Raw genomic sequence first — 15,575 nt, 5'->3', positions numbered from 1 at the left:
CGCCACCCGCACGGGTGACACCCGCGGACCTTCCTGGGTGATTCTCCCCAGGGCCGTGGGTGAAGTGTTTTCCCGGATGGTCACGGCTGTCCGATGCGTGTATAAGGTCCGGCTTGTCCAGTTATGCGCGTGTCTGCGTCGGAGGGCGAGCTCATGGTTAGGAGCAATTTCGTGCGGCGCGTGGCGGCCGCCGTGGGGGCCGCGGCGCTCGTCGCCGTCGGCACCGCGTTGCCGGCCGCGGCCGACACGAAGCCGGTCGACCCGGCCGACCCGGACACCCCCGTCACGGTCTCGACCGACCCGCTCCCCACCGTCCAGATCGACGGTGTCGTGTGGGACCAGGTCGTCGTCGGCAACACGGTGTACGCCGCGGGCAAGTTCACGACGGCGCGCCCCGCGGGTGCCGCGCCCGGGCAGAACACCGTGGTGCGCAACAACCTCCTGGCGTTCGACATCCGTACCGGCGAGCTCATCTCGAGCTTCGCGCCGAGCCTCGACGGGCAGGCCCGCGGCATCACGCGCTCGCCCGACGGCAAGCGCGTGTACGTGACGGGCGACTTCAACAAGGTCGACGGTGTGTACCACGTGCGCGTCGCGGCGATCGACACGGCCACCAACAAGGTCGTCGCGGGCTTCAAGCCCACCCTCGCGTCCGCAGGGCTCACGATCGCGGCGAGCAACACCACGGTGTACGTGGGCGGCAACTTCAAGTCGGTCGCGAGCACCACCGGCGGCACGCTCGTCCCGCGCATGTACCTCGCGGCCCTCGACGCGCAGACCGGCGCGCTCACCTCGTTCCAGGCGGACGCCAACGCCCCCGTCACGTCGCTGGCCTACTCGCCGGCGACCGACAAGGTGTTCGTCGGCGGCCGCTTCACGACGATCGGCGGCCAGAGCTACTACGGGCTCGCGTCGGTCCACCCGACGACGGGCGACGTGATCCCGCTGCCCGCGAACTCGACGATCCGCAACGCCGGGACGACGTCCGCGATCCTCGACCTCAACGTGCTGGGCGACAAGGTCTACGGCACGGGCTACCACTACGGTGACGGCGGCAACGTCGAGGGCGTGTTCAAGCTCGACGCGCCCACGGGCGCGGTCGAGTGGGTCGCCGACTGCCACGGGGACGGCTACTCGTCGTTCACCGCGAACAGCGTCGTGTACCTGGTGACCCACGAGCACTACTGCGGCAACATGGGCGGCTTCCCGCAGACCGACCCGTGGACCATCCACTACGGCACCGCGTTCACGGACCACGCCACGGGGGTCAACACCCCCGACATCTACGGCTACCCGCACCACGCGGGCGAGCCGGCACCGTCGCTGCTCACCTGGTACCCCGACCTCATCTCGGGCAGCTACACCGGGCAGGGGCAGGCCGGCTGGAGCGTCACGGGCAACGACGACTACGTGGTGTTCGGCGGGGAGTTCCCCGGCGTGAACAACCGTGGCCAGCAGGGTCTCGTGCGCTTCGCGACCCCGGACAAGGCGCCGAACAAGATGGGCCCGCTGACCGAGGACGTCGAGGGCAACCCGTGGCGTGCGTCGGCGTCGTCGCGGGTGTCCGGACTGGCCCGCGTGACGTTCCCGACGACGTGGGACCGCGACAACGAGACGCTGACCTACAAGGTGTACCGCGGCTCGACCGCGACGACCCCGATCTTCACCGAGACGATCACGGCGAAGTTCTGGCTGCCGGTGACCCGGTCCGTCAACGACCCGGGCAGGACGCCCGGCAGCACGCAGACGTACATCGTCACGGCGACGGACCCCTGGGGGAACGTCGCGCAGGCACCGCCGGTGTCCGTGACGATCAGCGCGACGGGCTCGCTCAGCGACTACTCCGCGGCCGTGTACGACGACGGTGCGACGGGCTACTGGCGCCTGGGTGAGGCGTCGGGCTCGACGGTCGAGGACTGGGCGGGCACGTCCGACGCGATCGCGCAGAGCGGGGTGACGCGCGGCGCCGCCGGTGCGATCACGGGCGACGCGGACACCGCGTCGCGGTTCAGCGGCACGAGCTCGGGGTACGCGTCCACGCAGGCCCGGATCCCCGGACCGCAGACGTTCTCGATCGAGGCGTGGTTCCGCACGACGACGAAGAACGGCGGCAAGATCGTCGGCTTCGGCAACAACCGCACGGGCAACTCGACCAGCTACGACCGGCACGTCTACATGGACACCAACGGACGCCTCCTGTTCGGGGTCTACCCGGGCTCGTCGCAGACGCTGCAGAGCGCCAAGGCGTACAACGACAACGAGTGGCACCACGTGGTGGCGACGCTCGGCTCGGGCGGGATGCAGCTGTTCGTCGACGGCTCGCGTGTCGGCCGGCGCTCGGACGTGACGTCCGCGCAGAGCTACTCGGGGTACTGGCGCATCGGCGGTGACACGCCGTGGACCGCGCAGGGCTACTTCAACGGCCAGATCGACGAGGTCGCCGTCTACCCGTCCGCGCTCACCCCGGCGCAGGTCGACGAGCACTGGGTCGCGTCCGGCCGGACCTCGGCGGTCCCGGCCGCGCCGGCCGACGCGTACGGCGCCGCGGTGTTCGGGCTCTCGCCCGACCTGTACTGGCGGCTCGGCGAGGCGACCGGCACGACGGCGGCGGACTCGGGTCCGTGGGGCAACACCGGCTCCTACAAGGGCACGGTGACGCGCAGCGTGGCGAGCGGCGTGCAGGTCCCCGCGGGCAACGTGGGCGTGTCCTTCAGCGGCGCGGCGAACGCCCTCGTGAGCGCCACGGGCGCGGTCGTGAACCCGACGACGTACTCGCAGGAGCTCTGGTTCCGCACGACGAGCACGGCCGGCGGCAAGCTGATCGGGTTCGGCGACGCGACGTCCGGGCTGTCGAGCAACTACGACCGGCATGTGTACATGGAGACCGACGGCACGCTGACGTTCGGGGTCTGGACCGGCGAGGCCAGCACCATCACCACGCCGGGCAGCTTCAACGACGGCACGTGGCACCACCTCGTCGCGACGCAGTCGTCCGCCGGCATGCGGCTGTACGTCGACGGCGTGCTCCAGGGCACGAACCCGCAGACGGGCGCGCAGGCCTACACCGGGTACTGGCGCATCGGCGGTGACAACACGTGGGGTCCGCAGCCGTGGTTCGCCGGCGCGATCGACGAGGTCGCGGTCTACCCGGTGGCGCTCACGGCCCAGCAGGTCGCCCAGCACTACACGCTCGGCTCGGGCACGGTCCCGAACCAGGCGCCGACCGCGAGCTTCACCTCGAGCGTCGAGGACCTGACGGTCCACCTGACCTCGACCGCGAGCGACCCGGACGGCACGGTCGCGAGCCACCTGTGGACGTTCGACGACGGCACCACGTCGACGCTCGCGAACCCGACCCACGAGTTCGCGACCGCGGGCGAGCACGTCGTGACCCTCAAGGTGACGGACGACGACGGCGCGAGCGACACGGCCAGCGCGACCGTGACGACGACGCTGCCCAACCAGGCGCCCACCGCGGCGTTCGACGCGACGGTGGACCACCTCGTCGTGTCGGTGGACGCGGCGGGCTCGAGCGACCCGGACGGCGAGGTCGTCTCCTACCGCTGGACGTTCGACGGCGAGGTGTCGTCGCAGGACGGCGCCACGGCGACGTTCACCGCGGCCACGGCCGGCCCGCACACGGTGAGCCTCGTGGTCACGGACGACGACGGTGCGACGAGCGCGCCGGTCACCACGACCGTCACGACGACCGCCCCGCCCGTGAACCAGGCGCCCACGGCCGCGTTCGACTGGGAGGCGTCGGACCTGACGGTGTCCGTGGACGGCAGCGGCTCGAGCGACCCGGACGGCACCGTGGCGTCCTACCGGTGGACGTTCGACGGCGCCGTCGCGGGCGGTTCGGGCGCGACCGCGTCCCACACGTTCACGACGGAGGGCGAGCACACCGTGACGCTCGTCGTGACCGACGACGACGGCCTGGCGAGCGCGCCGGTCTCGCAGACCGTGACCGTCACGGCTCCCACGGGCCCGCAGCAGCTCGCGCTCGACACGTTCACGCGGACGACGACGAGCGGCTGGGGGAGCGCGGAGACCGGTGGCGCGTGGACGCTCGCCGGCTCGGCGTCGCTGTTCAAGGCGACGGGATCGGCCGGCACGGTCACCGTGAACCCGGGCTCGACGCCCAAGGCGCGGCTCGACGGGGCGGCCGGTGGCGACGTCGACGTGACCGCGAAGGTGGCGCTGGACAAGCTGTCGAGCACCGGCACCGTCACCGCGTGGGTCTCGGCCCGCATGGGCACGGGCTGGACGTCGGAGTACGCGCTCAACACGCGGTTCTCGCAGACGGGCGTGCTCACCGTGCAGCTGCTGCGGCGCCTGTCCACGGGCGAGACCGTGCTGGCGTCGAGCACGGTGTCGGGAGTGACCTACGCGCCGGGCACGCAGCTCAAGATCCGGCTCCAGGCAGACGGCTCGGGCACGACCGCGCTGCGCGGACGCGTCTGGACGTCCGCGACCGAGCCGACGACGTGGCAGGTCACGGCGAACGACTCGACCGCGGAGCTGCAGGACGCCGGCGGCGTCGGCATCGGCCAGTACGCGGCGGCCTCGACACCGAACGGTCCGATCACGTACACCTGGGACGACGTGTCGTCGCTGGAGCTCGACTGACGGAAGGCGCACGCATGGCACCCGACCCGGATCTCGCGCCTGACGCGACGAGCCGAGCCGACGGTGGGTCCGAGACGGTCGCGGCCGTCTCGGACCTTCCCGCGCCCACCGTGGTGTCGGCGCTGCCGGCGCCCGAGCCGACCGCACCGCCGCAGGCCGTGCGCGGGCCGCGGGCACGGCACGAGTGGATGGACACGCTGCGCGGCGGGGCGATCCTGCTCATGCTCCTGTGGCACGCGGTCTCGATCCCGCGCATCGAGGGCGTCGACGTGCCGGCCTGGCTGGTCGCGTTCAACGACGCGCTGCTGCCGTTCCGGATGCCGACACTGATGTTCCTGTCGGGGCTGCTGCTCCCGCGCTCGCTCGCCAAGCCGACGGCGACGTACTACCGGGGCAAGATCGCGCTCATCGCGTGGCCGTACCTGGTGTGGGTCTGGATCTTCCTGGCGATCGACGGCACGAACGGGTACCCGTGGTGGACGCCGCAGCTCTACATCGCGAAGTCGTACCTGTGGTTCCTGTTCTACATCGGCTGCTTCTACGCGGTCGCGCCGCTCCTGCGCCGCCTGCCCGCGTGGGTCCCGCCGCTGACGATGCTCGTGGCGTGCGTCGTCGTCACGGCGTACCTGCCGCACCGCATGCTGTTCTACGGCGTGTTCTTCTTCACGGGGGCGTGGGTCGCGCGCAGCGTCCCGGACGTGCCCGCCCTCCTGCGCGGGCGCCGGGTGCTCGTCGCTGTGCTCGCGGCCGCGGCGCTCGGGTTCGCGGTGGCCTCCGGGATCGACCGGGGCGTGAACTACGACCCCCTGTTCGTCCCGCTCTCGCTCGCGGGAGTCGCGGTCGCGGTGCTGGGTGCGGCCTCGCTGTCGCACCGGTCGACGGCCGCGCTGCGGTACGTCGGACGCAGCTCGATCGTCTACTACGCGTCGCACTTCCCCGTGATGCTCGGGGTCGTCGCGGTGTGTCTCGCCGTCGACGCTCCGTGGTGGGTCACGGTCCCGGCGCTCGTGCTCGCGGGGCTCGCGGTGGGCACCCTGCTGACCGCGCTGCGTGACCGCGTCCCCGTGCGGTGGCTGTTCGAGGCGCCGTTCCTGGCCCGCCGGCCCCGCGTGTCCCCGACCGGCGGGTGACCTGCGAGCATCTGGGTGAAGGTCCCGTCCATCCGGGGTGAAGATCATCCGGGTTGTCCGGATTCGTGCGGTGCACGGCGCATACTGACGCCTCCGGGGTCGTTCACGCGTGGGGTGGGGAGGTGGCGTGGCCCAGATCCTCGGGAGTCCCGACGGGCTGTCGGTCATGCTCCTCGTGCTGGCCGTCGGCGCGGTCTTCGTCGTCGTCATCCGCGCGCGCCCGGTGCTCGGCGTCGTCGGGTGCCTCGCCGCCCTGTGCCTCGTGCCGCCGTGGGTGGGAGCGGGGTTCGGCGTGTTCGTCACGCCCTTGCTGGCAGCCTGCCTGGGCTGCATCGTCGCGTTGTGGCACGGCAGCGACATGCGCCTGCGCGCGTTCGACGCGGCGCTCGTGCTCGTGCTCGGCGCGGTCGCGGTCGGCTTCGTCGCGGGCATCGTGACCCTCGAGCGCGCGTTCGCGGCGGTGATCGGCTGGGGCGTCGCCTACCTGGCCGGACGGATCATCGGCATGCGGGTCGAGCCGGGTGACGTCGCGACGGTCGTCGCCGTCGCGTTCGGCGTGGTCGCCACGCTCGCGATCCTCGAGTTCTTCACGCGGAACAACGTCTTCGTCGACATCAAGCTCGGCGGCAACGGCTACGCGCGCTGGTCGGGCATCCGGTGGCGCGGCGGCGTCCCGCGCGCCGAGGGCGCGTGGGGGAGCGCGATCGCGCTCGGCGGCGCCCTCGCGATGTCCGTGCCGTTCGTCTGGGTCAGCCGCCTGCGGTCGGCCGCCAAGGCGCTCGTGCTCACGGCGGTCGCGTTCGCCGCGGTCGTGACGTTCAGCCGGATCGGCATGATCTCGACGATCCTGGCCCTCGTCGGGTGCCTCGTCCTGCTCGGGTCGGCCGTGACGCCGGCGTTCCGCCGGGTCGTCGCGGCCCTGCTCGTCGTCGGCGCCGCGATCGCGGTCCCGCTCACGAGCGACGTGTTCACCGCCGCCGGAGACGAGGCGTCGAACAGCGCGGACTACCGCGGCGACCTGCTGTCCCTCGTGCCCGAGATGAGCTGGCTGGGCGGCACGGGGTCCATGACGACGAACGCGGCGGGCGAGACGCGGTACGGCAGCTTCGGCTCGATCGACTCCGCCCCGATCCTCCTCGGCCTCGACTACGGCGTGCTGCCCCTGCTCGTGCTCGTCGGAGCGTCGCTCGCGGCCTTCGTCGCGGTCCTGCGCACGCGCCGCAACGCGGCCCTCGTCGCCGTCGTCGCGGTGATCCCGGGACTGACGAGCGTCGCGTTCATCACCCAGTTCACGACGATGTTCTGGCTCTGCGTCGGCCTCGCGGTGGCCGATGCGGACCGCTCGGCGCGGGCGTACGCGCCACAGGTCTCCTGGACGGGCCCACCGGTCCGTCCGCTCGCTCGTGCCGGGGCGGACCGCCCCGCGCTGCTCGGTTAGGAAGGCTCGTCGATGTCGATGCGGGAACTCGTGATGGCCGCGCGCAAGCACTGGGTGCTCGTGCTGCTGCCGGTGCTGGTGCTCGGCGGTGCCATCGGGTACCTGTCCATGAAGACCCCGCCCTCGTACCGGTCGTCGGCCACGGTCTACGTGACGCTGAGCTCGAGCGGGTCGGCCACCGACCTCAACCAGGGCGCCAACTACACGCAGGCGCAGATGCTCTCGTTCGCGCAGCTCGCGACGATGCCCATCGTCCTGGAGCCGGCGATCGAGGAGCTCGGCCTGGGGATCTCCCCGAAGCAGCTCGCGGAGCGCGTCTCGGCGAGCACGCCGTCCGGCACGTCCCTGCTCACCGTCTCCGTCGCGGGCAGCTCGCCGCAGGCCACGGCCGAGGCCGCGAACGCCGTGGCCGCCGAGCTCACGACCGTCATCCAGGCGCTCGCGCCGGTGAGCGAGAGCGGCCGCGGCACGATCACCGCCACGATCGTCAAGGACGCCGTACCGCCCGCGTACCCGTTCTCGCCCAACACCAAGCGCAACGTCATGGCCGCGGTCTTCGCGGGGCTGCTGCTCGGGATCGTCGCCGCGTACCTGCGCCAGGCGCTCGACACGCGCGTGCGCACCGCGCGGGACGTCGACGCCGTGATCGGCGTCCCCGTGCTCGGGTCCGTGCGGCCCGTCAAGCGCGCCGCCGGGTTCTCGTTCGCCGGTTTCGAGGGCGTGGGCGATGCGCAGGGCGAGGAGTTCCGCCGCATCCGCACGAACCTGCAGATGATCGGCCGCGTCGGCACGCCCAAGGTGTTCGCCGTCTCGTCCGCCGTCAGCGGCGAGGGCAAGTCGTACACCGCGCTGCGGATCGCGGCGTCGTTCGCCGCCGCCGGTGACCGCGTCCTGCTCATCGACGCCGACCTGCGCCGCCCGAGCATCGCCACCGCGCTCGGCATCGAGGGCGCCGCCGGGCTCACCGAGTGCCTCGTCGGACGGGCGACGTTCGACGAGGTCGCGCAGGTGGTCGGCGATGCGCTCACCGTGCTCGCCTCCGGCGCCGTCCCGCCCAACCCGTCCGAGCTCCTCGCGTCGCGAGAGTTCGAGGAGATCCTGGTGCGCGGGCGCGAGCGGTTCGACGTCGTGGTCGTCGACGCACCGCCGCTGCTGCCCGTCGCCGACGCCGTCGTGATCTCCCGCATCGTGCTGGGCATCGTGCTCGTCGTCGACGTCTCCCGTGTGCGGCGTGCCCAGATCCAGCGGGCGGTCGAGACCGTGCGGCTGGGCGGCGGACGTGTCGTCGGCGCGGTGCTCAACCGCGCGAAGGTCTCCGCCGACGAGTCCGCGTACTACGCGCAGGCGCCGCGGAGCAGGCGCGGTCGGCGCGCACGGTCCGGCCCGCCGACGGGCCTGCCGGACCTGACCGTCCGGCCCCTGTCGCGCGCACGCCCGCAGGACGCCGCCGAGCTGCGCGCCGTCGCCGGGCCCGTGCCGACGCAGCACGCCGACGAGCGTGCCGGCGGGCGTGTCGACGAGCGTGATGGCGAGCGTGCCGACGAGCGCGACGGCGGGCGTGCCGACGAGCCTGTCGACGAGCGTGCCGACGGACCGCGGTCCGGGCGGGACGACGGGCCGGAGCGCGCCACGGAGGAGCCGGAACTGCTGCGCGGCGACGAGCCGCGGCACGACGAGGCCGAGTCGGCACCCGCGCACGCCCCGACGGGTGGCGCCTGAGCCGGACAATTCACCCGGGCAGAGCCTGTCCGGGTTGTCCGGATTCGCCTAGCCTCGTCACGTCTGCCGCCAGCGTCGTCGGCGCCCGACGTCGACGACAGGGAGAGCCATGACAGCGCGGATCGGATACGCACCAGGGGCGTACGACCTCTTCCACGTCGGCCACCTCAACATCCTGCGGCACGCACGTGAGCACTGCGACCACCTCGTCGCGGGCGTGGTCTCGGACGAGATGCTCGAGCGCACCAAGGGTCGGCGGCCCGTCGTCCCGCTCGAGGAGCGCATGGAGATCGTCCGGCACGTGCGCTACGTCGACCAGGTGCACGCCGAGACGGTCCCCGACAAGCTCGACACGTGGCGCGAGCTGCGGTTCGACGTGTTCTTCAAGGGCGACGACTGGCGCGGCACGGCCAAGGGGCGCGACCTCGAGCGACGCTTCGCCGAGGTGGGTGTCGAGGTCGTCTACTTCCCGTACACGATGCACACCTCGAGCACCGCGCTGCGCCGTGCGCTCGCACTGCTCGAGGGGGCGTCCGAGCCGCTCGCCGCGGCGCGATGACCTCGTCGCCGCCGGCGTCACGGGCCACGGCCGGTGCGCCTGCGGCGAACGGTCGCCTCGAGTGGGTCGACGCGGTGCGCGGGTACAGCGTCGTCGCCGTCGTGCTGGCGCACGTCGTGCTGTGGGACCTGCTCGGCCCGGGCGCGGCGACCGCCCCCGCGGGTGAGTCGGTGTGGGGACGGGTCTACGCGGTGCTCGGCAGCGCGCGCATGCCCGTGCTGCTGGCCGTCTCCGGTCTCGTGGTCGCACGTCGCGTGCGGCTCGGGTGGCGGCCCGGCGGGCTGACGTTGCGGGTCGCCCGCAACTACTACCTGTACGTGGTGTGGCTGCTGCTCTACGCCGTGTTCTACGCGGTCGTGCGCGACCCGTCGCTCCCGCACCGGGTCGACGGCGTGGCCGACGTGCTGCGTCAGCTCGTCGTCCCCGGCACGACGCTCTGGTACGTGTTCGCGCTCGCGGTGTACATCGCGGTGCTCGGGCTGCTGCACCGCGTGCCCGCGTGGGCCGTGCTGTCGGGCCTGGTCGCACTGTGCCTGGCGGCGCACGTCCTCACGTCGTCGGACCAGGTGTGGGCCAAGGTGCCCGAGCTGTTCCTGTTCTTCGCGGTCGGCGTCTACGGCGCGGGTCCGCTGCGCCGGCTCGGCGAGCGCGCGTCCTGGGGCCTGGCGCTCGTCGCGGCGGCGCTCGCCGTGGCGGTGACCGCGTCGGGGCGCGTGGCACAGGGGGTCGAGCTCGCGGAGGCCGTGGTCTTCGTCGCTCGGTGCCTGGCGTTCCTGGTCCTCGCGGTGCTCGTCGTCGTCCTCGCGGTCCGGTGGGACCCGCTGCGTCGGCTCGGGCTCCTCCTGGGCCGCCAGACCCTGCCGATCTACGTGCTGCACCCGCTGTGGATCGCGGTGCTCCTGGCCTACGCGGGCGGGCCGGCGCGCGAGGTGACGGCGACGGCCGTCGGGTCGTTGCTCTACCCGCCGGTCGTCACCGCGCTCGTCGTCGTGCTGTGCCTCGCGGTGCACGCCGCGGCCCGGCGCGCGCACGGCCTCGTCCCGGCGTTCGCGATGCCGCACGGCTGGGAGGAGCGGCTGGGTGCGGTCGACGAGCGCGCACCCGTGCGCCCGGCACGCGTGGAGTCCGGCCGCGGCGCGTAGGCCCCGTCGTCGAGGTGCGCCCGGCCCGCCCTGTCCTGCCCGGCCCTGTCCTGCCCTGCCCTGCCCTGCACCGTGTCGGCGGCGGCTCGTAGACTGACCGCGACCCCCTGACCGCACGCGGCAGCGGTGTGCGCGGACCGGTTCGCACGGTCCGGCGCCCCCCGTCCGCGCCGGAGCAGGGGCGCTCGTGCTGCCCGCGGCACTCCTGAGGAGCCCGCGGGCACCGCCCGCCCGACGAACGTGAAGGACCCATGGACCTCACCGGACTGCTGCCCGCCCTGCTCGCCGACCCGGCCGCCGCCGCGGCGCTCGAGGCCGTGCCCGCGCGTGGCGAGGTCGACGTCGTCGGACCGGCGGGCATCCGGCCCCCGTTGCTCGCGGCGCTCGCCGGAGCGGGCGGTCACGTGGGTGGGCGCCCGCTCGTCGTGACGACCGCGACGGGCCGCGACGCCGACGAGCTCGCCGACGCGCTGCGCTGCTACCTGCCCGACGACGACGTCGCGGTGCTGCCCGCCTGGGAGACGCTGCCCCACGAGCGGCTGTCGCCGCGGGCCGACACCGTGGCACGGCGCCTCGCGGTGTTCCGCCGGCTCGCGCACCCGACGTCGGAGCGCGGCCCCGCGGGTCCGATCCGCGTGCTCGTGGTCCCCGTGCGCGCGCTCCTGCAGCCCGTCGTCGAGGGCCTGGGGGAGCTGCGTCCGGTCGAGGTCGCGGTGGGGGACCGCGTCGACCTCGACGACCTCACGCAGCGGCTCGTGGACGCCGCGTACAGCAGGGTCGACATGGTCGAGAAGCGCGGCGAGTTCGCGGTGCGCGGCGGCATCATCGACGTGTTCCCGCCGACCGAGTCGCACCCGCTGCGTGTCGAGCTGTGGGGCGAGGACGTCGAGGAGATCCGGTGGTTCTCGGTCGCTGACCAGCGGTCGCTCGAGGTCGCGGACCACGGGCTGTGGGCGCCGCCGTGCCGCGAGATCCTGCTGACGGACGCGGTGCGCGAGCGCGCGACGTCCCTCGTGCCGCAGCTCCCGGGCGCGGTGGACATGCTCGACAAGCTCGCCGCGGGCATCGCGGTCGAGGGCATGGAGTCGCTCGCGCCCGTGCTGGTCGACCGCATGGTCCCCGTGCTGGACCTCGTGCCCGACGACGCGCTGCTGGTGCTCGCCGACCCGGAGCGCATCCGTCGGCGCGCGCACGACCTCGTCGCGACCACCCAGGAGTTCCTCGAGGCCGCGTGGACCTCGGCCGCGGCGGGTGCCGCGACGCCGCTCGACCTGTCCGCGGCGTCGTTCGCGACGTTCGCCGAGGTGCGCGCGCTCTCGCAGGTCCGCGGGCTCGGCTGGTGGACGCTGTCCGGGTTCACGCTGGACGCCGGCGCCGACGACGAGAGCGCCGACGCGCCGGTGCGTGACACGGACGGCGTGGAGACGCTCGTCGTCGCGGCGCGCGAGGTCGAGCGGTACCGCGGTGAGGTCGCCCGCGCGGTCGCCGACGTGCGTGAGCTGCAGCGCGCCGGCTGGCGGCTCGTGCTCGCGACCGAGGGTCACGGGCCCGCGCAGCGCATGGTCGAGCAGCTGAAGGCCGCCGACTGCCCCGCGCGGCTCGTCGCGACGATCGACGAGGAGCCCGCGGGCGGCGTCGTCCTGGTCACGCCCGCTCCGGTCGGTCCCGGGTTCGTCGCCGAGGCGCAGCACCTCGCGGTGTTCTCCGAGTCGGACCTGACCGGGCGTGCCGGGTCCTCCACGCGGGACATGCGCCGCATGCCGAGCCGGCGGCGCAACGTCGTCGACCCGCTGCAGCTGCGCGCGGGGGACTTCGTCGTGCACGAGCAGCACGGTGTCGGACGGTTCGTCGAGCTGGTGCAGCGCACCATCGGCTCGGGCGCCGCCGCCGCGACGCGCGAGTACCTGGTGATCGAGTACGCGTCGTCCAAGCGCGGCCAGCCCGGCGACCGCCTGTACGTCCCCACCGACCAGCTCGACCAGGTCACCAAGTACGTGGGCGGCGAGGCGCCGAGCCTCAACCGCATGGGCGGCGCGGACTGGGCCAAGACGAAGGGGCGGGCGCGCAAGGCGGTCAAGGAGATCGCGTCCGAGCTGATCCGCCTGTACTCGGCGCGCATGGCCACCCCGGGCCACCCGTTCGGGCCGGACACGCCCTGGCAGCGCGAGCTCGAGGACGCGTTCGCGTACGTCGAGACGCCCGACCAGCTCGCGACGATCGACGAGGTCAAGGCCGACATGGAGAAGCCGATCCCCATGGACCGGCTCGTGTGCGGCGACGTGGGCTACGGCAAGACCGAGATCGCGGTGCGCGCCGCGTTCAAGGCCGTGCAGGACGGCAAGCAGGTCGCGGTCCTCGTCCCGACGACGCTGCTGGTCCAGCAGCACTTCGACACGTTCGCCGAGCGTTACTCGCCGTACCCCGTGACGGTCAAGGCGCTCTCGCGGTTCCAGACCGCCAAGGAGAGCAAGGAGATCCTCGAGGGTCTCGCCGACGGGTCCGTCGACGTCGTGATCGGCACGCACCGGCTCATCACGGGCGGCGTGCGGTTCAAGGACCTCGGGCTCGTCGTGATCGACGAGGAGCAGCGGTTCGGCGTCGAGCACAAGGAGACGCTCAAGGCGCTGCGCACCAACGTCGACGTGCTCGCGATGTCCGCCACCCCGATCCCGCGCACGCTCGAGATGGCCGTCACCGGGATCCGCGAGATGTCCACGCTCGCGACCCCGCCCGAGGAGCGCCACCCCGTGCTGACGTTCGTCGGACCGTACGAGGAGAAGCAGATCTCCGCCGCGATCCGCCGCGAGCTGCTGCGCGAGGGGCAGGTGTTCTACGTCCACAACCGGGTCGAGTCGATCGAACGCGTCGCGTCGCGCCTCAACGAGCTCGTGCCCGAGGCCCGCATCGCCGTCGCGCACGGGAAGATGGGCGAGCACCAGCTCGAGCGCGTCATCGTCGACTTCTGGGAGAAGCGGTTCGACGTGCTGGTCTGCACGACGATCGTCGAGACCGGCCTGGACATCTCCAACGCCAACACCCTCATCCTCGAGAGCGCCGACCGTCTCGGCCTGTCGCAGCTGCACCAGCTGCGCGGGCGCGTCGGCCGCGGCCGTGAGCGGGCCTACGCGTACTTCCTCTACCCGCCGGAGAAGCCGCTCACCGAGACCGCCCACGACCGCCTGCAGACCATCGCCGCGAACACCGACCTGGGCGCCGGCATGGCCGTCGCCATGAAGGACCTCGAGATCCGCGGCGCGGGCAACCTGCTCGGCGGCGAGCAGTCTGGGCACATCGAGGGCGTGGGCTTCGACCTGTACATCCGCATGGTCGGCGAGGCCGTCGCCGCGTTCCGCGACGACGTGCCCGAGGAGCTGCCCGACGTCACCATCGAGCTGCCCGTCGACGCGCACATCCCGCACGACTACATCGCGCACGAGCGGCTGCGCCTCGAGGCGTACCGCAAGATCGCCGTCGCCACCGACGACACCGCGCTGCGCGAGGTGCACGCCGAGCTCGTCGACCGCTACGGCCCCGTGCCCGAGGCCGTCGACAACCTGTTCGAGGTCGCGCAGTTCCGCCAGCACGCCCGACGAGCCGGCCTGTCGGACATCACCGCGCAGGGCAAGTTCGTGCGCTTCGCGCCCGTCGAGCTGCCCGAGTCTGCACAGCTGCGCCTCAAGCGGCTCTACCCGGGCACCGTCCTCAAGCCCGCGCTGCGCACCGTGCTCGTGCCGTTCCCGACGACCGCGCGCATCGGCGGCAAGCCGCTCCACGGCCGCGAGGTCCTCACGTGGTGCCGCCAGCTCATCGACGCGGTCATGCTCAACGACGTCTCCGCCGCCGCCCAGGTCGGCACCACCCGCTGACCGGCGCGCAGGCGGGGCAGCCCGTGGCCGCCTCGCCTCGGCCGCTTCAGCTCATCGCTGCTCGCGGCCGCTCGCGGCGCGCGGTCAGGCCTCGACGACGTCCGCGTCCGCGGCGTTCTTCTTGATCGACTCGACCGTCGACTTCGCCGACGCCTTCTCGGTGTACTGCTGGCTGTGCGCCAGCACGTTGCCGTTCTGGGCGACGATCCGGAAGAACCACTTGCCGTTGTCGCTCTTGACGATCTCGAACTTCATGGGACTGCTCCATCCAAGCGCCGTTGCCTGACGCGACTACCCAACACCTCTGGGCGGCCCGTCAGGCAGACGGCGCTCGGGCATTCACCCGTGTGGGCGTGGTCATCGGTCGCTTGTGCGCGCGCGGGGGTGACGCCTGTCGCCTTGTTGTCCACAGGCAGCGACGCACCCGTTGTCCCGTTTGTCGGTCTCCCACTAGTTTTCGTCTCGGCCGCGTGGGATCGTTCCCACCGGCGAGCGCCGCACGGCTGCGGCGCTCCCACGTATGACCGAAGTAGGGGGAACACATGGGTACACCTATGTCCAAGCGTCGCCGAGTGATGGCGGTGATCGCCGTCGTCGTCGGCATCGCGGTCTGCGGCCCGGCGGCCGGCGCGGCGGCGGTCGCCTACGCGACGAAGTCGTCCCCGCAGGTCGCCCGCGGCTACGGCAGCACGGGCAAGACCTTCGGCAGTTGGACCGCGTCGAAGGGATCTCGCACGGCCATCTCCAAGATCGTGGACGCGCGGTACAAGCTCAGCAACGCCGACGACCACAAGGTCTACGTCCACCTCAAGAGCATCGCGGCCATCGGGAACCTCGGTCCTTACGAGAAGGCCTCGAAGTCGGCTAGCGGGACGAGGGAGAGCGGTGAGTGGCTCGCCATCGCGTCCGAGCCGGTGCACACCTACTCCGTGACGATGAAGCCGGTCACGGTGCGTGTGGACGCGTTCATCAAGACCTGCCTCGACATCCCCTCACGGCCGGACGTCTGCTCGGCGGGCAAGTCCTTCTACTCGTACCTGAACTACTAGTCACCAGGCGCGGCGGCCTGTGACGGGCCGCCGCGCCGGCGGG

9 protein-coding genes are annotated in these 15,575 nt (G+C 72.6%); 8 read left to right on the top strand and 1 reads right to left on the bottom strand.

Translation table 11 applies throughout. The features are described from left to right. Nucleotides 1–129: 129 nt before the first annotated feature. From CUD01_RS08575 to mfd, 7 genes are all read left to right on the top strand, one after another. Entirely contained in the window at nucleotides 130–4,629 is a 4,500-nt protein-coding gene (locus CUD01_RS08575; RefSeq protein ID WP_244937722.1) for a LamG-like jellyroll fold domain-containing protein, read from the top strand. Nucleotides 4,630–4,643: 14 nt separating this feature from the next. Beyond that, entirely contained in the window at nucleotides 4,644–5,759 is a 1,116-nt protein-coding gene (locus CUD01_RS08570; RefSeq protein WP_141320297.1) for an acyltransferase family protein, read from the top strand. Between the two features lie 127 nt (nucleotides 5,760–5,886). Beyond that, entirely contained in the window at nucleotides 5,887–7,197 is a 1,311-nt protein-coding gene (locus tag CUD01_RS08565; protein ID WP_141320295.1) for a hypothetical protein, read from the top strand. Between the two features lie 12 nt (nucleotides 7,198–7,209). Further along, nucleotides 7,210–8,916 carry a polysaccharide biosynthesis tyrosine autokinase gene (locus tag CUD01_RS16515; protein WP_166772147.1) on the top strand — a complete coding sequence of 569 codons (1,707 nt, stop codon included), beginning with the start codon at nucleotides 7,210–7,212 and terminating at the stop codon, nucleotides 8,914–8,916. Nucleotides 8,917–9,025: 109 nt separating this feature from the next. Then, nucleotides 9,026–9,475, top strand: a complete 450-nt coding sequence (locus CUD01_RS08550) for an FAD synthase family protein (protein ID WP_141320293.1) — start codon at nucleotides 9,026–9,028, stop codon at nucleotides 9,473–9,475. Then, nucleotides 9,472–10,617, top strand: coding sequence for an acyltransferase family protein (locus tag CUD01_RS08545; RefSeq protein WP_141320291.1), 1,146 nt, complete (start codon nucleotides 9,472–9,474; stop codon nucleotides 10,615–10,617). Before CUD01_RS08550 ends, CUD01_RS08545 begins: the two co-directional genes overlap by 4 nt. A 251-nt stretch (nucleotides 10,618–10,868) precedes the next feature. Then, nucleotides 10,869–14,483 (top strand): transcription-repair coupling factor, encoded by a 3,615-nt coding sequence (gene mfd, locus CUD01_RS08540; protein ID WP_141320289.1) that lies wholly within the window; start codon nucleotides 10,869–10,871, stop codon nucleotides 14,481–14,483. An 84-nt stretch (nucleotides 14,484–14,567) separates the two neighbouring features. On the opposite strand, the gene CUD01_RS08535 is transcribed toward mfd, so the two are convergent. Beyond that, nucleotides 14,568–14,738 carry a YegP family protein gene (locus CUD01_RS08535; RefSeq protein WP_141320287.1) on the bottom strand — a complete coding sequence of 57 codons (171 nt, stop codon included), beginning with the start codon at nucleotides 14,736–14,738 and terminating at the stop codon, nucleotides 14,568–14,570. A gap of 287 nt (nucleotides 14,739–15,025) precedes the next feature. Between CUD01_RS08535 and CUD01_RS08530 the strand changes: the two genes are divergently transcribed. Next, nucleotides 15,026–15,532 (top strand): hypothetical protein, encoded by a 507-nt coding sequence (locus tag CUD01_RS08530; protein WP_141320285.1) that lies wholly within the window; start codon nucleotides 15,026–15,028, stop codon nucleotides 15,530–15,532. The last annotated feature ends 43 nt before the right edge of the window (nucleotides 15,533–15,575 follow it).

Source organism: Cellulomonas uda (assembly GCF_006538705.1).
Classification (GTDB): Bacteria; Actinomycetota; Actinomycetes; order Actinomycetales; family Cellulomonadaceae; genus Cellulomonas; species Cellulomonas uda.
This window is presented reverse-complemented; position numbering and strand designations above follow the sequence as displayed.